Below are 20,393 nucleotides of genomic sequence, written 5' to 3' on the forward strand. Positions count from 1 at the left end.
GCCAACAGCAGGTGAAACTCCTACAGAACCAGTTTCGAACCGAAATAAGAGCTTTACTCTTGATGATTTAGATAAAGTTTGGAATGCTTTTAAAGCTAAAAGAGAGGCAGAAGATAACAAGTTAGAGTTATTACTTTTGCAAGAACCCTATGAACTGGAAGGCAACATTGTTACCATTAAAATATCCAACGGAGCTTCAGAGGCTAGTTTTGAAAAATTTAGAGGTGACCTTTTAATGACTTTGAGAGATGGCCTTGAAAACGACAGTATTCTTCTCAAATCAGAAATTGTTGATGTGGCAAGAGAAAAAATGCTATATACTGATAAAGAGAAGTTTGAACATCTTAAAAAGAAGTATCCTGCTTTAAAAGATTTACAAGAACGACTGGGTTTAGATCCGGAGTTTTAGCTAGAAACCTAGCGTAACTCCTACGTTGATTACATTCTTTATTTGAATATCGCGCCCTTTGGTGCCATCATTTCTGGTGAGCGTAATGTCGTCATCGTAAATCAACTGAGAACTAATATTGGTAGAAAGATAATTATTCACCTTTAGCCTAAACGAAGCCTCGAGGTTTACTACTGTATTGGGGAATTTTTCATAATTAGAAAACAGATTGAAATTCCCTAAAAATGAAACATTTTCGACTACATCTTTTTTATAAGTACCTGTTAAACTAATACCTGCTTCTGGTCTAATTTGATCTCCTGGGTTAATTCCAAATGCTCCTGCATTAGACAAAGAATCATTCAATACGAAGGTAAAACGACCAGTAAAAGGAGCCAAAGTAGCGGTTACGGTTTTTTCATCTCTATATGAAAGCCCCAAAGAGGCCTGTAAATAACCTGGCGCCATAAAGTTAGATATCAACGTCCGCTCAATCTGATCTGTACCTGGTACTTTTTTATTCTTATATCCTTCGTCCATCTGGGTCTGGAAGTTTATCGAAGTAGTCAAAAGCACCTTTTCGGTAAATTTCTGACTGTATTTAGAATTAATAATAATTTGGTCATCGGTTTTAACAAAGCGATTTCTCGCATCTCCATTTCTAATTAAACCATAACTAACTTTAAATCGGTTTTGCCAAACTGCCCCCTCTTTCTCGTAATTAGCAAAGGTCTCGAACTTAGTACCAATCGCAATTGAAGACTCACCACCAGCAGCCCAGTTGGTTAAGGCTACTTGTTGTAAGTTAAAATTGAAGGTTCCTCCACTTTTCCAGTAATTGATGGTATCAGCTGGTGGTGGTTCAGAGTCAGGAGGCAACAAAAACTCGATCTCGTCTTGCCCTTTAACAATCGAAATTGAGGTAAGTAAAATAAATATAACTAGTAGGTAACGATTCATTCTTCTCTTCATCTCCAAAATCCGCCCAAAACTATTCAATGATTTTAAGTAGTCCTTAGTTGTCTTGTAGAATTTTCAGACGCTCACCCAAATCAAGGTTATTGTCTGTTTTATTATTCCATTTAAGAATATTCTCAATGGTTACTCCATATTTTCTTGATATCCCCCAGAGTGTCTCTCCTTTTTCAACCTCATGATAAATTTCTCTAACCGTTGCGGTTGGTTTTAAATCCGTCTTTTTCAAAAAATAAGCTTTAGGTACTACAAGTCTAAGCTCTTGGTTTATCTGAAGTCCATCCATTACGTTGAGTCCATTCCAATCGATGATGTCATCCAATTCAATGCCATACTTTTGAGAAATAGCAAAAAAGGATTCCTTTGGTTGAACTACATGAGTAATTATAGTATCAGATGAAGTAGCAATTAGGGCCTTCTTTGTAATCGCCATTTCAATTTCCTCCACCGTTTCTTCCTCTTCTACTTTCACTTTTTTCTCAGGAATAATTTGAGTCTGCTTTTTAATCGGTTGCTCTGGCGGAGTCACCTCTTTGATCATTTTATCTTCAGGGGTAGGGTCGTCTGGAAGAATCACATCTGTATACTCTATTGGGATATTGGCAGGACGAATAAATCTCAGCCAAAGTACTCTGCCCACTTTAAGCTGTTCGGCCTCTCTCATTCTGTTTTTCTGAAGAAGTTTTTTATATTTTATCCCGTAATCTTGAGAAATACTCCAAAGGGTTTCGCCTGGCTGTACAATATGGTAATGCACTTTACCCCTATTTTTCTTATTCTTAACGTAATAATAAGCTCCGCTTTTCAGCCTGCTGTTATCGCCTAGATCGTTGTATTTTCTTATTTTCGATTCACTCTTTCCTACCCTACTTGCCAGTGTTTTTACATTATCGTTTGATCGTGCACGAATAGCATCAATTCCGTTCATTTCGATTTGATCGGGTTCATATGCGCTTGCTATATTTCCTGTTATACGAGGAAAAATACCGATATTTCCTTCAACTGGTCGAACACCAGAATATGTACTTCGATTACTATTACTCTCTTTTGTGGGTTGTTTCGTTACACCTGCTTGGGAAGATTGAGTGGTCTTTTTCACCTCTTCACGTTTAGGTTCTTCTGTATTTTGGGCTATGGGGCGGCTACCTAACTTAACAGGATAAATTACTTTGTACGATTTCTCATCTGGAATTCTTGTACCCACCAACCATTTGTTCAGATTTTTTAATTCTTCTAAATCAACGTTTACTTCTCTACTTACATCGCGCAAAGTTTTACCTCGCCCCTCATAAGTAGCCAATTGCAATTCAGGATTCTTCCTTCCTCGTCCTACATAATCTTGAAAAGCCAGTTTATGGGCAATGTATTTTTTTAAATACCAATGTGTTTTACCATCAATTTCAACCTTTTTCGCTCCGTAATCTTTCTCGGGAATACTTCTTTGTGCCCCACCCAAGCCTTGTAAATACGACTGCATTGTCCACAGCCAGTTGTCGAAAACGAAATTACTTCTTTTGAAATACTTGGTAGCACCTACAGTTGATGCAATAATATGCTTGCGTTCATCCACTACCCCATCTACCCTAAGCCCGAGTTCTTGTGCCGAAGCTTTTTTGAACTGCCAAAAACCTACCGCATTTGAAGTAGACACAGCATCGGATATAAACTGACCTTCTTGAATGGCCAAATACTTGAAGTCGTCAGGAATTCCTTCTTTTTTCAGTACTTCTTCCACCATTCCCATATAGAGGTTAGAGCGATCTACCAATAACTGAAAGTGATATTGACTTCGCGTAAGCAAATCGAGAGTTTCCTCAATTTCCTTTTTTGCGCTGTTGGTAATTTTGAGTTTAACGCCTGCAAACTCCATTTCAGAAGGGACAACCATTGGGGCTTGCGCGAATATGCTCAACGAAGCCATCAAAAAGATGATGATTGACGCTATGTATTTTACCACGTTTATTTTTTCCTTAAAACCATTAACCCATCTCTGATCGGCAAAAGTACATTTTCAACACGATCATCTTCATGGGTCAAACGGTTAAAATCTAAGATTGCTTGCGTATCCTTGTCGATTTTCTTTTCCGTTTGAACAACTTTTCCACTCCAAAGCACATTGTCAGCAATGATGAAGCCTCCAGAGCGAACTTTTTCAAACACTAATTTAAAGTAATTGTAGTAATTAGCTTTATCGGCATCAATAAAAACTAGGTCGAACGGCCCTTCAATTTCAGGAATTAGTTCAATAGCGTTCCCTATTCTGAAATCTATGGCATTTGTATAACCCGCTTTTTCGAAATAGCCGCGCACCATTTCTTCCAACTCTTCATTTTTATCGAGTGTAATTAGCTTTCCTCCCTCTGCCAAGCCTTCAGCCATACAAAGCGCAGAATAGCCAGTATAGGTGCCGATTTCTAAAATTCGAGATGGCTTGATCATATGGCTGATCATCGACAAAGCCCTGCCCTGTAAATGCCCTGAAAGCATACGTGGCATCATTACTTTGGCGTGGGTTTCGCGGTTCAAATCCATCAAAAGCTCCGATTCGGGATCGGTGTGAGCTTCAACGTATTTCTGAATATCTTCGGGAATAAACTCCATTAGCTCTCTGGTAAAAAGGTTAAATGGCTCAATTGATTTTCATTTAGCTGCTCATTGGCTACTTCAATAAGATCAGATGAAGACACCGCTCTAATTTTTTCGAAGATTGACTCTAGGCTGTCAATTCGGTTTTTATCCAAAATGCTTTTGCCCATCATCAGCATTAAGCCCGTATTATTTTCTTCGCTCATGGCCAATTGACCAAGTATTTGCTCTTTGGCCATATGCAACTGCATAGTTCCCAAAGGGACTTCTCTTAATTTCTGTAATTCTTTTAATACCAACTTTCGTCCCCTTTCCACTTGGCCTGTTTCTGTACCGAAGAAAATGGAAAAGAGGCCTGTATCTGAAAAAGGATGATAACTGGCATCTATACTGTATACAAAGCCGTATTTTTCGCGAAGCGCCAAGTTCAACCTAGAATTCATGCCCGGACCGCCCAAAATATTCATCAACATATAAAAAGGAAGTCGTTTGGGGTGACCAATGGGGTAAGCTGTGCAACCAATGGCACATTGGGCTTGAGTAATATTCCTAGTAATGACTTCGGTATTGGGAACATAGTCACCAAAAAGCACACGTTCTCTCTGCCCTATGTGATGTGGTATTGGTTCGAAGTATTTGGTGGCTAGTTTCTGAATTTTCTTTAATGACACATTGCCTACGCAAGAAAAAACGATTCGTTCTGTATTGAGATTAGTTTTCAAGAAAGCTTTGAAATCTTCTCGCTGAAAAGATTTCACGCTATCGGAAGTGCCTAAAATATTTTTACCCAGCGGATGATCTCCAAAAACTACACGATCAAATTCATCTTGAATAGCGTCTTCTGGGCTATCGTGGTACAAGGACATTTCTTCTAAAATCACTCCTCGTTCCTTTTCAATTTGTTTTTCAGGAAAAATAGAATCGAAAGTGATGTCTTGTAGCAACTCAAAAGCCGACTCCATGTGCTTATCTAACACAGAAGCATAGAAGCAGATTTTCTCTTTGGTGGTGTAAGCATTCAACTCTCCGCCAACAGCATCGAGCTTATTTAGAATATGGTAGGCCTTTCGTTTTTTGGTGCCTTTAAAAGCCATATGCTCCCAAAAATGGGCAATCCCCAATTGGTCTTTTCGCTCATCACGGCTACCAATATCCAACACAAATCCGCAGTGGACAATCTTGGTATTGCTCACCTCTTTGTGCACTACACGAATGCCATTGGGTAAAGTAAAAACATTATAATCGACCATCGCAGCATCTCCTTAAAACCACAAAGGTATAAGTTTTAACAGAAAAGAATATTAAAGATCAGGCTATAGCTTTTACAAGACAAAAGTACCGTAATACATCATTCATTGAATAAGGGAGAACAGCAGGGTGACCGAGTCTGTGGATGAGCTATCAAAACAGACTAGCCTATCCCCAGATAAGCTAACATTTGGCATGAATATGAAGCTCATATTGAGTGCTAGTTTTCTATTTCAGCCAACCAAAATCATTTTTTTATTGTAAAAATTCACGCTTGACCTCATTCTAAGAACAACATTACCTACTTAAATTCAAGTAACTCAATATCAGACACTTATAGCCAATCGCAAATCAAAGCTAACGCAAGAGGTAAGTCATCAGATACTTTTTTAGTTAATAAAAAAATCAATTTTCAAGGGTGACATTTAATCTTTTAAATCATTAATATAATATACAAGTATTATTTTTAACACACAATACATTTTTCAGATCTATTAATTAAACATAAATACAGTAATTATTAATTATCAATATGTAAAAACACAAAAAACAAAGCCATGAAAAACAAAATCAAGCAGAAAATCGCGTTACTAATTGCGTTACTAATTGTAACCTGCACATCAATTCCTTATTTAGGGTTAAACTTTATCAACCAAGCTGATGCCAAGATAGAGTGGTTTGCAAACGAGGGTGGTGATAATGAGAGGTGTATCGTAACTCAAAGAGTACGAGGTGAAGAAGAGATTGCCGTAGACAGAACAGGCTTTCGGTTTAAAAGTGGAGATTATGAAATACTCTTTGAAGGTACCCAAGGTGGCTGCTTAGACGCTTCTATTTGGTACGCATGCCGAACTCATTGTGAAATTGACCCCGGGTACAAAAGGATAAACTGATTAAAGACAACTACACGGTACTTAGTATTTAGTTGAAATCGAAACAGATAATTAAGTACTGTGTTTTTACCTTCATCCCTTAAAATATTCTTTTATGCAACCCAAAATTTCTCTTCTACTCTTTTTTTGTCTTCTCTCATCGTGCAAACCCAATAATGAGAAACTTTTAAGCTATCAGCTAGACCTAAATAGCCTTGAGACGAACAGGTATAATGATATCCGCTTTGACCCGACCCCTATCAAAGTAGATGGTAATTCGCCAAAAATCAAAAGTCAAGACATATTCAAAAAAAATACTCGCTTTACTCCTTTGGAGACTAATGACGAATCACTCTTCGGAAAAATAGATGAATTCATCTTAACCGATTCTCGATACATTATTGCAGACCGCAGTACCAATTCTATTCTGGTATTTTTTCATGATGGAAAATTTGACTTTAAAATTGACAGATCAGGCGGTGGCCCTGAAGAATACCGTTCTATAAAGTATATTGGGTTTAATAAATTCAAAAACACGATAGAAGTACTTGATAATACAAGGGGCATTATTCAACGGTACGATGCTAATACTGGAATTTACCAATCTACCTTGAAACTTGGCTTTCTACTCAAGGCATTTACGCCATTGGACGAAAATAAATACTTATTCTTCCTAGGTCCATACCTTTTTAATGAAGACCGATACGGACAGGTTAATGGTCTAGGGCACCAGTTACTGGTTGCTGAAGAAGTTGAAGACAAGAGAGTGAAAATAATATCGCAACATCTACCTCATACCCCGAATACAGAACTACTCAACTTGGGAGCCCGTCAGAATTTATCAGAGGGAAGTGATGGTGACTTTCTGATCAATATGGTTTTTAATGACACTATATATTCATTTAGCGAAAAGGGCGTTCATGCAAAATATGTAATGGACTATGGGAAGTGGGCAATCCCTGAAAATTTATTCCAAAATGGAGATATAAGAGAAATAAATAGGAAGAACCGCCTTAGACAGCTTCCTTATCCAGATATTTTTTTAGAAACTAAAGATTACACATACAGCGTTAGTTCTTTAGAAACCGCCAATGCTTTCACCCACACACTCTATAATAAGAAATTAAAAAAAGGATTCACCTTTGGTGATATAGATGACAACATGCAAGTGGCAGGAGCAATACCATACTCTCCAATTGGATACCAAGGGAACTCTCTTATTTATGTAATGGAACCAAAAAATGCGGTCGATAAATATCTAGAGTTTACCACGGCCTTACGCAAAGCTCTCATTGCTGACAACGGAAAAAGCCGCCCCGAGATGAGCATAGATGAACAGTATGAGTTTTACTTGAACAATTACATTCAAGAAAACGGCTTTAACTACTTGGACTTAGCAAAAAGCTTAGACCCAGATGACAACCCCGTTTTGGTATTTGTAGAACCTGATTTCAACAATATCGATGATCAATAACAAAACCATAGTCCTTCTGTTCATTTGTCTGGTGGCTTGTACTTCAAATAACAACGAAGACAAGGTCAACTCAGCAGAATCAGGTCTAATTGAGACAATAGCAACTGATTTGTATTTTGAACAGAAAACAAATTCTGTGATCTTGAATATCAAAGACAGTTTAGAATCTGTTGATCACAAGATTAGGTTTGATTCATTGATGGCTGCACATAATGAGTTAGCTATTTTAAGAATTAACGACAGTAATTGTGGTCTTTGTATTGAAGTTGAACTTGAAGAAATTCTAGCATTCAAAACAAAATTAGGTACAAATCAGATTGCCGTATTTGCAACATTTAAATCCGAGAGGAATTTAAAACTTATGACCAAAGGTCTTTCAGGATCTGGCATACCTATTTTCACTATTGATTATGGAGAATTAAAACTCCCCGTAGATGAGGCCAATGCGCCTTACTATTTCACTATTAATTCAAATCACATTGTCAACCATACATTTATCCCAATTAGAGGCATTGAGTCACTGAATGAATCGTACTTTAATGCGATTTCTAGCATATTTAGATTAGAGGTCAAGTAATTAATTTAACATACCACTCAAGCTTACCTAAACTCTTCAAAGACTCTGATCCCTTGGAGAGTTGAAGAAAGCACTATATTTGCCAGCTTATGACTTACGGAAAGATCCTTATCATTCAAACGGCCTTTATTGGTGATGTAATTCTGGCGACTTCGCTGATCGAAAAACTGCACCAATATTATCCAGAAGCCAAAATAGACTTTCTGTTACGCAAGGGCAATGAAGCCCTGTTGAACAATCACCCGAAACTTGGAGAGGTGCTAGTTTGGGATAAAAAAGGAGGGAAATACCGTAACCTCTTTAAGCTCCTCAGTAAAATCAGAAAGGGCAACTACGACCTGGTGGTGAACGTTCAGCGTTTTGCCAATTCAGGAATGCTTACTGCTTTTAGTGGCGCGAAGGAAAAGATTGGCTTCGATAAAAATCCTTTTGCCTGGGCTTTTACTAAAAAGGTAACTCATAAAATTGAAGAAGGAACGCACGAGGTGGAACGCAACAATGAGCTAATCAAAGCCATTACCGATGGCCAACTTCAGCGTCCGGTACTTTATCCATCACCTTCCGACTTTAAAAAAGTAGCCGCTTATAAAACCGAACCTTTTGTCTGCATGGCACCAGCCTCGGTTTGGTTTACCAAACAATTCCCAAAAGAGAAATGGGTGGAATTGATTCAATCACTTGAATTCTCTGGCAATATCTATTTGATTGGAGCGCCTAATGATGAGGCGCTTTGTGATGAAATCATTGCGCAAGGCGGAAACCCAAAGGCGCAGAACCTTTGCGGAAAAATGAATTTACTTCAGTCGGCTGCACTGATGAAAGACGCAGTAATGAATTATGTGAACGACTCTGCCCCCATGCATTTGGCTTCTGCCATGAACGCTAAAACCACGGCCATTTACTGCTCTACTGTTCCTGAATTTGGTTTTGGGCCTTTGGCCGAAAACGCTAGAATTGCTGAAGTTTCAGAAAAGCTAGACTGCCGCCCTTGCGGACTGCATGGCTTCAAAGAATGTCCGAAAGGCCATTTTAAATGTGGGAGAGATATTCAAATCGAGAAACTACTTTTTAATAAAAATGAGGAGGGATAAGGTTTCTACCCTAACAATTTAACAGCAGGATTTTAGACTTAAAAAAAGAAAATGGTTATTCTTGCTGACTATTATTCTCGCTAACCCATGCCGTTTGGCAAAGGATTGACCGTATGAAAACTACTGCTTTAATTACCGGAGCTGCCGGTGGAATTGGATTTGAATTTGCCAAAATCGCCTCCCAAGCCAATTATTCATTACTCCTTATTGATGTGAATGAAATATTATTGGCAGAAAAAAAAGCAGAGCTTTCTATCATGTTCCCTCAAACGGACATTCACCTACTGGTTTGTAATTTGGCAGAGAAGGGCATTGCAGAGAAAATTCATCAATACATTATTGAACAGCAACTGCTTATTGAAATCCTTTTCAACAATGCCGGCTTTGGTAATTTTGGGCACTTTCTGGAAACCGACTGGGCAAAGGATGAAGCCATGCTCAACGTACACATGGTAACGACCACTCACCTTACCAAGCTGCTGCTTCCTGGCATGATACAGAGAAAAAAAGGCTACATTTTAAATAATGCTTCCGTAGCTGCCTTTGTTCCAGGCCCACTGATGTCTACTTACCATGCTTCAAAAGCATATTTACTTTCATTCACTCAAGCATTGGCCAATGAGCTGAAAGGAACTGGCGTTTCCGCCACGGTATTATGTCCTGGCATGACAAAAACGGGTTTTGCCAAAGCCAACGGTAATGATGACCCGAACATTAAATTCAATATTGCTTCTGCCGAAGACGTAGCGCTCTTTGCGTTTTCATGCATGATTAAAGGTCAGCCTGTGGCTGTTCCTGGCGTATGGAATAAATTAAGTGCTTTTTTACCTAGACTTCTGAGCCGAAATAGAGTGACTAACATGGTTGGGAATATTCAGCGAAAGAATCATGCTAAACGGTCTGACAGCAAACAATTGGCTCCAGAGTTAAAGCTGAAGATTTAATGTACACAAAGCCTCTTACCTCTTTAACTAACTCATTTATTAGATTTTAGATTTTTTGTTCAATTATTTTATATCGTTCTTTGAACAAAATCGGTGAACCCAATGTTGGCATCCCGAAACAAAAAAGTAGTAAGCACACTTCTTACTCATTTTTAAATTACCAAAATGAAAATAGCTGTTTATCGTAAAGAGCATTTTAATGCTGCTCATCGACTTTATAACCCCAAATGGAGTGAAGAGAAGAATGATGAGGTTTTCGGGAAATGTAACAACCCCTCTTTCCATGGCCATAATTATGAGCTCATTGTAAAAGTTGTGGGCGAGCAAGACCCAGAAACAGGTTATGTCTGCGACATGAAAATCCTAAAGGATATTATCAAAACTCATGTTACAGATAAATTCGATCACAAAAACTTAAACTTAGATGTAACCGAATTTAAAAACCTGAATCCAACGGCAGAAAACATCGCAGTGGTAATCTACAACTTATTGCGCCCAGAAATTGACCAAAAATTAGAATTGAAAATAAGACTCTATGAAACAGAACGGAACTTTGTCGAGTACCCCGCTTAACGTACTTAGTAGAATTGAAGAAATTGGAGATGAGCACGTAGGCACTTCTTATGAAACGCCAATGGTTCCGAATGCTTTCGATATGGACGATGACTTAAAACAAGAGCTCATTGAAAAGAAATTTAAGGAGATCATGGAAATCATGGGGCTTGACTTAAGTGATGACAGTCTTTCGGGCACGCCAAAACGCGTAGCCAAAATGTATATCAAAGAAATTTTTAGCGGACTAAGCCCCGCTAATAAACCTAAAGTGACGCTTTTCGAGAATAAGTATCAGTACAATGAGATGCTGGTAGAAAAGAATATCACTTTCTATTCTAATTGTGAACACCATTTTGTGCCCATTATTGGAAAAGCGCATGTAGCCTATATTTCAAGCGGAAAAGTAATTGGCCTATCGAAGATCAACCGTATTGTGGAGTATTACGCAAAGCGTCCGCAAGTTCAAGAAAGGCTCACTGTGCAAATAGCAAACGAGCTGAAAACTTTGCTTGAAACAGAAGATGTGGCGGTAATCATCGATGCCGATCACCTTTGCGTTCAGTCAAGAGGTGTGAAAGATGTAAACAGCAGCACTGTAACAGCTCAGTTTCACGGTAAATTCCAAGAAAACTCTACGAAGAAAGAGTTGATGAGCTACATAAACACTAAATCTTAATGAGTCTATCAGGCAAGAATATACTTGTAGTAGGTGCTAGTTCGGGCATTGGTAAAAGCGTTGCGGAACTGAGCTTACAAAAAAGTGCTAATGTTTTTGTGGCTGGCAGAAATGACCCAAAGCTTTCAGGCGCTAATTATATTTCTTTGGATGTTAACCAAATGAGCACTGAGTTTGACGAACTTCCGGAAGTTTTACACGGAGTAGTATATGCACCAGGGTCTATCAACTTAAAGCCATTTCATAGAATTAAGCTTGAAGACTTTCAAGCAGACATGAATATAAATCTCTTTGGCGCCATAAAAGTATTACAAGCTTGCATGGGGCGACTTAAGAAAGCCGAAGGAGCTTCGGTAATTCTATATAGCACAGTAGCGGTAAACATAGGCATGAACTTTCATTCCTCCATTGCTGCTGCAAAAGGGGCGGTAGAAGGATTGGCCAAATCACTTGCTGCAGAATGGGCCGGAATGAATATTAGGGTGAATGTGTTGGCACCTTCATTAACCGATACCCCTCTAGCAGAACGGTTATTAGCATCAGACGAGAAGAAAGAAGCTTCTAATAAAAGACATCCTATTGGTCGGTTTGGGCAACCGGCCGACTTAGGCCATTTAACCACTTTACTTCTTTCAGATGAAGGAAGTTGGATAACAGGCCAAATCATTGGAGTAGATGGAGGAATGTCAACTTTAAGAACTTAAATGCAACTTTCTTCTTCAGATATTCTTAAGTTAGAACAGCGTTTTAGAACCAACCTGATCAATTGTCTTTCGGGTTTTAAAACCCCGCACTTAATAGGTACAAAGTCAAAATCAGGAATTACTAATTTGGGTTTATTTACTCAGGTAATGCACGTAGGGGCTAACCCTCCTTTAATGGGTGTACTCTTTCGGCCTCATTCCGTACCTCGTCATACTTTAGAAAACATTCTAGAAACGAAAGAATTCACCATTAACCTTGTTCACAAGGCAATGATGGAACAAGCGCACTGGACAAGCGCCCGTTGGGAAAAAAGTGAGTTTGAGGCCACAGGGCTAACAGAATATTATTCAAGTAATCATTTTGCACCATTTGTAGCCGAAAGCAAAATAAAAATAGGCTTAGAGTTTAAAGAACAACACTTAATAACAGCCAACAAGACCATTTTGGTAATCGGAGAAATTAAAGAGTTAATTATAGAAGAGGAACTTATTACTTCTGATGGTTTTTTAAATATTGAAGCCGCCAACACGTTGGCCATGACAGGTTTGGACAGCTACCATGACACCAATGGCATCAATAGGTTATCATACGCTAAACCAGATATTCCTCCAAAAAGACTTGATTAAAAACATCATCTGCCACTTTTTTAAATTGCTGGCCTCCAAATTACCAGTTTCATTTTGAGCTTTATCCCGAATGGCATCTTTAAATTGCTTATTGAAGGCTTTAAAGCCATGTTATGATCGCTATTCTTTAATTCACATAGTTTTTCTTTTTGTAAAGGCATCTACTATCTTTGCACGTCTTTTATAAAACTGATAAATAAAAATGTCAAATCTGATTTATTTAGTCCCACTTCTCGGGCTAGTTGGCTTGTTAGTAATGATCGTTAAATCGAACTGGGTAAACAAGCAAGATGCAGGGGATCAAAAAATGCAAAACCTTGCCAAATACATCCGCGAAGGAGCGCTAGCTTTCCTCAAGGCAGAATATAGAGTACTCGCCATTTTCGTAGTGATTGCTGGTATACTTTTAGGTGTTATTTCTACCTTGGTTGAAACCACTCACTACTTTATCATCTTCGCGTTTATTATTGGCGCATTTTTCTCTGCTTGGGCAGGTAACATTGGTATGCGCATTGCAACTGCAGCCAACGTAAGAACTACCCAAGCCGCAAGAACTAGTTTAGGGCAGGCCCTTAAAGTAGCCTTTACTGGCGGAACTGTAATGGGATTAGGTGTGGCTGGTTTAGCCGTCTTCGGACTAAGTATGCTCTTCATTCTATTGTTTGCTTTCTTTATGGATAGCGACATGGCAAATGGTGGAGTTTATCAAATGACAATCGTATTAGAAGCTCTTGCTGGTTTCTCTTTAGGAGCTGAGTCAATTGCACTTTTTGCCCGTGTAGGCGGTGGTATTTATACAAAGGCAGCCGATGTTGGCGCTGACCTTGTAGGTAAAGTTGAAGCGGGTATTCCTGAAGATGATCCAAGAAACCCTGCAACTATTGCCGACAACGTAGGTGATAACGTAGGTGACGTTGCAGGTATGGGTGCCGACCTTTTCGGTTCTTATGTAGCGACCGTATTGGCCTCTATGGTATTGGGTAACTATATCATTAGAGACATGGGCGGATCTGTTGAAGACGCTTTTGGCGGTATTGGCCCAATCTTGCTTCCTTTAGTAATTGCAGGTGCCGGAATCATCTTCTCGTTGATCGGTACTATGTTTATTAAAATCACAAATAACAACGCTAAAGAAGCCGAAGTTCAGGCGGCTTTGAACCGTGGTAACTGGATTTCAATCATATTAACTGCTATCGGTTGTTATTTCCTTATCGACCTTCTTTTGCCTGAAACTATGCAAATGAAGTTCTTTGGCGAAGGTATTTTAGAAATTACCTCTATCCGTGTATTCGGAGCCGTATTGGTAGGTTTAGTAGTTGGTGGTTTAATTTCTTACCTAACTGAATTCTACACTGCCATTGGTAAAAAACCTGTAATGAGCATTATTCAAAACTCATCTACTGGTGCTGCTACAAACATTATTGCAGGTTTATCTGTAGGTATGAAGTCTACCTTCGGACCAATTATTCTTTTTGCGGGTGCCATTTGGGGTGCTTACGAATTGGCTGGTTTCTACGGTGTAGGTATTGCTGCTTCTGCTATGATGGCAACTACTGCAATGCAATTGGCCATTGACGCTTTCGGTCCTATTGCGGATAACGCAGGTGGTATTGCCGAAATGAGTGAACTTCCTTCTGAAGTACGTGAAAAAACAGATATTTTAGATTCAGTAGGAAACACAACTGCGGCTATCGGAAAAGGATTTGCCATTGCTTCTGCAGCATTAACAGCTCTTGCACTTTTTGCCGCCTACGTTACTTTCACTGGTATTGATGGTATCAATATTTTCAAAGCCGATGTACTCGCTGCCTTATTCATTGGAGGTATGATTCCTGTAATTTTCTCTGCTTTGGCTATGGAATCCGTAGGTAAAGCAGCCATGGAAATGGTAAAAGAAGTAAGAAGACAGTTCAAAGAAATTCCAGGTATTATGGAAGGCACTGCCACTCCTGAGTATGGTAAGTGTGTTGAAATTTCTACCAAAGCAGCCATTAAAGAAATGATGTTGCCAGGAGCGATCACCATCATCTTCCCTATTCTTGTAGGGTTCATTATGGGGCCAGAAGCACTAGGAGCTTATATGGCAGGTGTTGCAGTATCAGGTGTACTTTGGGCGATCTTCCAAAACAACGCTGGTGGTGCTTGGGACAACGCCAAGAAATCTTTCGAAGCTGGTGTTATGATTGATGGAGAAATGACTTACAAAGGTTCTGACGCTCACAAAGCTGCTGTAACTGGAGATACTGTGGGTGATCCATTCAAAGATACTTCTGGACCATCAATGAACATTTTGATTAAGCTTACTTGTTTGGTTGGTTTGGTGATTGCCCCTCTATTGGGTGCTGGTCATTCAGAGTCTGCTGACGACACTAAAGCTGAAGTAAAAGAAATTATTATTGAAGAACCAGCAGTAGAAATTACTGAAGTAGTGACTGACTTGAACTAAGATTCAATAGTTTATAAAATTGAAAGGCTACCCGAAACGGTAGCCTTTTTTTGTAGGCTGGTTCTTAACCTGTATTCAATAACTACCTACCCATTAACTTCTATGAAATTATTATCCCTTCATTTTGCAAAATCAGTCTGTTACCCATTTCTTTAGTTACTTTTGCCCACTAAGAATTCCATTCAAGAATGAACTACCTTTCGTTAGAAAATATCACCAAGACATTTGGTGACAGAAAAATACTCGATGCCATTTCCATTGGTATCGACCAAGGCCAAAAGATTGCCCTCGTGGGCGTTAACGGCTCAGGAAAATCTACCCTGCTTAAAATCATTACTGGTGTTGAAAAACAAGATGCCGGAGACGTGGTATTCCGAAACGACATTGTGGTGCGCTCATTGGTACAAAATCCAAAGTTTGAAACCAACCAAACCGTACTTGATGCTGTATTCGATAGCGATGACGAAGCCCTTAGGCTTTTAAGTCGTTATCAGAAAGTAATGCTGCAAGCCGAACGTGGCGACTACGATGACAAAGAAATGCAAACTGTTATCGAGCGAATTGATGCCTTGAATGCTTGGGACCAAGAAAGCCAGATAAAGCAGGTTTTAGGTAAACTAGGTTTGAAGGATTTGGAAGCCGATGTGAGCAAGCTATCGGGTGGTCAGCAGAAAAGAGTGGCCATGGCGCAAGTGCTTATTCAAAGACCTGACTTATTGATTTTGGATGAGCCTACCAACCACTTGGACATTGACAGTATTGAATGGTTAGAGGGGTATTTGAGCCAAGCCAATATGGCTTTGATTCTAGTAACTCACGATAGGTATTTCTTAGAAAAAGTAACCAACGAAATTGTAGAATTAGACCACGGGAAGTTATACCGGTATAAAGGCGATTATGGTCATTTCTTAGAAAAGAAAGCGGAACGACATGAATCTGAAGCATCCTCTATAGAAAAAGCGCAGAACCTTTACAGAAAAGAGCTGGACTGGATTAGAAGGCAACCCAAGGCCCGAGGCACAAAAGCCAAATACAGAGTTGATGCCTTTGAAGAAACCAAATCAAAAGCCTTCTCTGGAGCTAAAGCTACTGGAATGGAACTAGGTGCCACAGCGTCACGTCAGGGTAAAAAGGTATTAGAAATTGAAGAAATTAGCCACGGTTTTGGCGACAAAAAGCTGATCAACAATTTCTCATACGTTTTTCCAAGAAAGGACCGTGTAGGAATTGTTGGAGCAAATGGAAGTGGAAAAACAACTTTCCTTCGTTTACTTGTAGGCGATTTAGAAGCCAATGAAGGATCAATTGATTTAGGCCAAACCACTAAAATTGGCTACTACCGTCAGCAAGAATTAAGGTTTAACGATGCTCAAACCGTCATTGAATTCGCTAAAGAAATTGCCGAGTTTGTGGAATATGGAAAAGGACAAAGTATTCCTGTTTCTCAGTTCCTGACTCGTTTTCTCTTTCCGCCAGAAGTGCAATACAAACCCATTGGCAAATTGAGTGGCGGAGAAAAGCGTAGGCTTCAATTGCTTAAAATCTTAATCAAAAGTCCGAATTTCTTGATTCTGGATGAACCTACCAATGATCTTGATTTGATTACACTAAACACGCTAGAAAACTTCCTTGAAAATTTTGAAGGTTGCTTAGTGCTTGTATCTCACGACAGGTATTTTGTTGATAAATTAGTCGATCACCTTTTCGTTTTTGATGGCCAAGGCGACATCAGAGATTATAACGGAAATTACACCGATTGGCGTTTAGAAGAAGTGGCAGCCAAAGAAGCTCCAAAGCCAAAAGTTGTTGAGAAGCCCGCAGCACCAGCTCCTAAAAAAGAACAGCGAAAAATATCGTATAAGGAAAAGCTAGAATTCGATACGTTAGAAAAAGAAATGGCTCAATTAGAAGCGCAAAAAGCGGTTCTGAATGAGAAAATAATAGACGGTTCTACTAATCATGAAGAATTAACTGCTTGGGCAACGGAACTAGAAAGAATAAATAACGATTTAGAAGAGAAGGAAATGCGCTGGCTTGAGCTTTCCGAATACATGTAATCTTATTTATGGCTGAACTAATTCTTAATTCTGATAATCTAACGGTTGATTGTGAACATGGTGAAACAATTCTAGAAGCTTCACTTAAGAAAGGCATTAACCATGCTCATGCCTGCGGTGGCAATGCCAAATGCTCTACCTGCAGGGTTTATATCGACAAAGGTTTGGAAAATGTAAGCCCTAGAAATGAGAAAGAGAAGCAACTAGCGGATTCACTCAAATTAGGCCCGGAAATCCGATTAGCATGCCAAACTACTGTATGCGGACCGGTAGAAGCAAGAAGACTAGTTCTAGACAAAATTGATGAAAACATCATTTTAAGTTCAGGCAATCCTATTGCACCTCGAAGCTTGGGCGAAGTAATTGATGCCTCGGTACTCTTTGTAGATATTGCTGATTACACCGCATTTAGCGAACGTACACCCGCCTATGATGTAGTTCATGTGCTCAACCGCTATTTCTACATTGCCGGCAATATTATTAAAAAAAATAACGGCAGAATATTAGACTACTATGGCGATGGTTTCTTGGCCATTTTCGGTTTAGATCATCAACCCGGCCATGCAAAAAATGCAATCAATGCGGGTTTTGAACTTCAAAAAGCCATAAAAAAATTTGATACTGAAGTTCATGACTTGGTGAACTCTTCTTTTAAAATTCGTTTAGGTGCACATACGGGCAAAGTAATTTGGGGCACGATTGGCATAGAAGGCATGCAAAAAGAAGCGGCCATTGGCGACACTGTAAATTTTGCGTCAAGAATTGAACAAGCGAACAAAACGCTCAATACAGATTTCCTCATTTCCGAAGCGCTATTTAAAAAATTTGAGACCTGCTGCGTAGTAAACGGGGAATATGAAATTGAAGTAAAAGGCAAGAAAGGAAGCCATAAGGTCTATTCTTTAGAGTATGTAAATCCGACAGTTTTGGTGTAGTCGCAAATACAATAAGTTTGTATTTTTGAATATGAGCACTACGGCATGGATTCTTATTTGCGTTCTGATTATGGTGGTTTACACCATTAGTTTTCTTCAATTTTTAAAACAGCGATCAGCCCGTAAAAGCAACCAATCCAGGGTATTTCAACTTCCTTTATTCACAGCTTTTTTAATAGGTCCACTCCTATTCTTTATTATAAACAGAAATCAACGTAAAGACAGAAGACGCTTTATGAAGGATATGGATCGGTATTCTTAATTTGAGATAATCAATCAGAATTTCCAACTCGGATGAACCCACTAGAAAACTTACAAAAACTCAAGCTTAGGCTTCCAGAGGTTTCTACTCCTGGCGGCAACTATGTATCGGTTAATATCCGAGCAAATATTGCCTATGTGGCCATACAGTTTCCAATTCTAAATGAAGAGTATCTATATCAAGGGCGGTTAGGAGACGAACTCCGCACGGAAGATGGTTACCATGCTATGGAATTATGCACCCTGAATGTCTTGGCTCAAATCAATAGCAAAGTAGGCTTCAACAGACTAGTGGGTTTAAACCATATTGACATTTACTTTCAAGCAAGTAAGAACTGGGATGAATCACCCAAAGTTGCGAATGGGGCATCTGATCTGTTTGTCAAAATTTTAGAAGAAAAAGGCACCCATAGTCGAGCTATTTTTGGTGTTCAATCACTTCCCAGAAACTTCAGTGTGGGCTTAACTGCGAGTTTCACAATTACTGAATCATAAGAAAAGCGGCACAATGCCGCTTTTCTATCTGTATTCATTTAAGTAATTACTTCTTCTACCTCCTTCTTATCTGCTGGTAAGGAAATACCACTGGCGATTCGCTTCCGTTCTTCGCTACGGCAGCCACTCCAAAGTAATAATTGTCAATCACGATACCTTCCAAAGTGAATTCATTCACCCCAGAAACGAATCTAGAATTATCCCAAGTTGGTGAAGTGGTTAATCTCCAATAAAGCTTATATCCAATTATATTCGGATCGATAGATTCTTTCCATTGCAAAGTAGTAGAAGGCTGAACAGCGCCACCAATTCTTACATCCTCAGGCAGTTTAGGCCCCCAAGCCAAGCCAGCCAACGAAATCGCATTTACGGCTGTCAGTTTTGCTGCGTACTCAAAGTTTACGCCTTCAATCACATCACCATACTTAATTCCATTTTCAGTTCTTATATCTTGATGTTGACGCACATAGTTTTCATGAGCTTCCATAATACGCACCCCAGCAAATCCCAAATCGTTGAACGGACGGTGATGTCCTCCACGACCAAATCTATCTAACCTGTAAATCATCATAGGATTCATTTCAGGCATATAGGTTTGTACTTGCTTATAAATATATCTGGCTAATTGTCTAGAATTACCATCTACTTCTCCCCCAACGGTTCTTCTGGCGCGTCTCAAACCTTCGCTTTCATTGGCTGGTGTTGGTTCAGAAAAAATCCTGAAATCACGATTACTGATTACGCCATCAACTCCTTCAATATTCCCAATCATGTCGTTGTTCAGTACCCCAACAATTTCCCAGTTATTCTCTTGCGCATATTTTGCTAAACCAGCACCACCAAACAAGCCTTGTTCTTCTCCAGAAAGACCAACAAAGGCGATACTGTGCTTAAATTTATATTTAGAAAGTATACGTGCAGCCTCTATTGTTCCAGCCATACCCGATGCATTATCGTTGGCACCAGGCGCATCAATTTCAAAATTCATGGTATTAGATGCACGAGAATCAATATCACCCGACATCAGTGCATAACTATTTGGATAATCAGTACCTCTTAAAACGGCCACTACATTCACTACCCAAGCAGAATGAGGAACACGACTTCCTTCCGTTTTTTCCACAAAATCTTTCTGATAGAAAACTTCCAAACAGCCTCCACATTCTTTTGATATTTTCTGAAATTCAGAGAATATCCATCTTCTGGCCGCTCCGATTCCACGGGTTTGAGAAACAGTGTCTGAAAACGTATTTCGGGTTCCAAAGCTGATCAGCTTACGGATGTCTGCTTCAATTCTTTCTGGCGAAGCAGATTCGATAATATCATAGAATCGAGCATCGGTTTGAGGAGGAGCGGTTTGTTGAGCCGCCAATGGATTCAAAAAGAAGCCAAAACTCAACAGCGCAAATAAGTAATTTCTAATTTTCATAAGTCAACAGGTTGATTATTGAAATATAGACATCATTTAACTGTGATAAAAAG

Annotated in this window: 19 protein-coding genes; 14 read left to right on the forward strand and 5 right to left on the reverse strand. The window is 39.2% G+C overall.

Annotation, left to right across the window (positions count from 1 at the left end):
* Positions 1 to 136 precede the first annotated feature (136 nt).
* A complete protein-coding gene (locus tag OB69_RS05775; protein WP_053222759.1) occupies positions 137 to 409 on the forward strand; it encodes a hypothetical protein in 273 nt (90 codons plus the stop codon).
* On the opposite strand, the gene OB69_RS05780 is transcribed toward OB69_RS05775, so the two are convergent.
* Genes OB69_RS05780 through OB69_RS05795 form a run of 4 tightly spaced genes read right to left on the reverse strand, consistent with a single transcriptional unit; the run spans position 410 to position 5,199 of the window.
* Positions 410 to 1,360: a DUF3078 domain-containing protein gene (locus OB69_RS05780; protein ID WP_053222760.1), complete on the reverse strand. Its 951-nt coding sequence runs from the start codon at positions 1,358 to 1,360 to the stop codon at positions 410 to 412.
* A gap of 43 nt (positions 1,361 to 1,403) precedes the next feature.
* Complete coding sequence (locus tag OB69_RS05785; protein ID WP_082338095.1) at positions 1,404 to 3,320, reverse strand: LysM peptidoglycan-binding domain-containing protein; 1,917 nt, start codon at positions 3,318 to 3,320, stop codon at positions 1,404 to 1,406.
* Between the two features lie 2 nt (positions 3,321 to 3,322).
* The gene (locus OB69_RS05790) at positions 3,323 to 3,964 is read right to left on the reverse strand and encodes an O-methyltransferase (protein WP_053222762.1); all 642 of its coding nucleotides are present in this window, start codon (positions 3,962 to 3,964) and stop codon (positions 3,323 to 3,325) included.
* On the reverse strand, positions 3,964 to 5,199 hold the full coding sequence (locus OB69_RS05795; protein ID WP_053222763.1) for a M16 family metallopeptidase: 1,236 nt from the start codon (positions 5,197 to 5,199) through the stop codon (positions 3,964 to 3,966). The genes OB69_RS05790 and OB69_RS05795 overlap by 1 nt, the downstream gene beginning before the upstream one ends.
* Before the next feature lie 555 nt (positions 5,200 to 5,754).
* Between OB69_RS05795 and OB69_RS05800 the strand changes: the two genes are divergently transcribed.
* The 13 genes from OB69_RS05800 (at position 5,755) to OB69_RS05860 (ending at position 18,911) form a co-directional block, all read left to right on the forward strand.
* Positions 5,755 to 6,090, forward strand: a complete 336-nt coding sequence (locus OB69_RS05800) for a hypothetical protein (RefSeq protein ID WP_053222764.1) — start codon at positions 5,755 to 5,757, stop codon at positions 6,088 to 6,090.
* Positions 6,091 to 6,184: 94 nt separating this feature from the next.
* Positions 6,185 to 7,543: a 6-bladed beta-propeller gene (locus OB69_RS05805; RefSeq protein WP_053222765.1), complete on the forward strand. Its 1,359-nt coding sequence runs from the start codon at positions 6,185 to 6,187 to the stop codon at positions 7,541 to 7,543.
* A complete protein-coding gene (locus tag OB69_RS05810; protein WP_053222766.1) occupies positions 7,533 to 8,120 on the forward strand; it encodes a hypothetical protein in 588 nt (195 codons plus the stop codon). The genes OB69_RS05805 and OB69_RS05810 overlap by 11 nt, the downstream gene beginning before the upstream one ends.
* A gap of 89 nt (positions 8,121 to 8,209) precedes the next feature.
* Positions 8,210 to 9,211 carry a glycosyltransferase family 9 protein gene (locus OB69_RS05815; RefSeq protein ID WP_053222767.1) on the forward strand — a complete coding sequence of 334 codons (1,002 nt, stop codon included), beginning with the start codon at positions 8,210 to 8,212 and terminating at the stop codon, positions 9,209 to 9,211.
* Between the two features lie 113 nt (positions 9,212 to 9,324).
* The gene (locus OB69_RS05820) at positions 9,325 to 10,155 is read left to right on the forward strand and encodes an SDR family NAD(P)-dependent oxidoreductase (RefSeq protein ID WP_053222768.1); all 831 of its coding nucleotides are present in this window, start codon (positions 9,325 to 9,327) and stop codon (positions 10,153 to 10,155) included.
* Between the two features lie 165 nt (positions 10,156 to 10,320).
* A complete protein-coding gene (locus OB69_RS05825; RefSeq protein WP_053222769.1) occupies positions 10,321 to 10,728 on the forward strand; it encodes a 6-pyruvoyl trahydropterin synthase family protein in 408 nt (135 codons plus the stop codon).
* Positions 10,691 to 11,386 (forward strand): GTP cyclohydrolase I FolE, encoded by a 696-nt coding sequence (gene folE / locus OB69_RS05830; RefSeq protein WP_053222770.1) that lies wholly within the window; start codon positions 10,691 to 10,693, stop codon positions 11,384 to 11,386. The genes OB69_RS05825 and folE overlap by 38 nt, the downstream gene beginning before the upstream one ends.
* A complete protein-coding gene (locus tag OB69_RS05835; RefSeq protein WP_053222771.1) occupies positions 11,386 to 12,090 on the forward strand; it encodes an SDR family NAD(P)-dependent oxidoreductase in 705 nt (234 codons plus the stop codon). The genes folE and OB69_RS05835 overlap by 1 nt, the downstream gene beginning before the upstream one ends.
* Entirely contained in the window at positions 12,091 to 12,717 is a 627-nt protein-coding gene (locus OB69_RS05840) for a flavin reductase family protein (RefSeq protein WP_053222772.1), read from the forward strand.
* A 202-nt stretch (positions 12,718 to 12,919) separates the two neighbouring features.
* Positions 12,920 to 15,163: a sodium-translocating pyrophosphatase gene (locus OB69_RS05845; RefSeq protein ID WP_053222773.1), complete on the forward strand. Its 2,244-nt coding sequence runs from the start codon at positions 12,920 to 12,922 to the stop codon at positions 15,161 to 15,163.
* A gap of 188 nt (positions 15,164 to 15,351) precedes the next feature.
* On the forward strand, positions 15,352 to 17,220 hold the full coding sequence (locus tag OB69_RS05850; RefSeq protein ID WP_053222774.1) for an ABC-F family ATP-binding cassette domain-containing protein: 1,869 nt from the start codon (positions 15,352 to 15,354) through the stop codon (positions 17,218 to 17,220).
* A gap of 8 nt (positions 17,221 to 17,228) precedes the next feature.
* Positions 17,229 to 18,155, forward strand: coding sequence for an adenylate/guanylate cyclase domain-containing protein (locus OB69_RS05855; protein WP_053222775.1), 927 nt, complete (start codon positions 17,229 to 17,231; stop codon positions 18,153 to 18,155).
* A 294-nt stretch (positions 18,156 to 18,449) separates the two neighbouring features.
* Positions 18,450 to 18,911: a RidA family protein gene (locus tag OB69_RS05860; RefSeq protein WP_053222776.1), complete on the forward strand. Its 462-nt coding sequence runs from the start codon at positions 18,450 to 18,452 to the stop codon at positions 18,909 to 18,911.
* Between the two features lie 55 nt (positions 18,912 to 18,966).
* On the opposite strand, the gene OB69_RS05865 is transcribed toward OB69_RS05860, so the two are convergent.
* Positions 18,967 to 20,340 (reverse strand): M28 family peptidase, encoded by a 1,374-nt coding sequence (locus OB69_RS05865; protein ID WP_082338096.1) that lies wholly within the window; start codon positions 20,338 to 20,340, stop codon positions 18,967 to 18,969.
* Between the last annotated feature and the right edge of the window lie 53 nt (positions 20,341 to 20,393).

Origin of the sequence: Roseivirga seohaensis subsp. aquiponti (assembly GCF_001267955.1) — a bacterium.
In the GTDB taxonomy this organism is placed as follows: domain Bacteria; phylum Bacteroidota; class Bacteroidia; order Cytophagales; family Cyclobacteriaceae; genus Roseivirga; species Roseivirga seohaensis.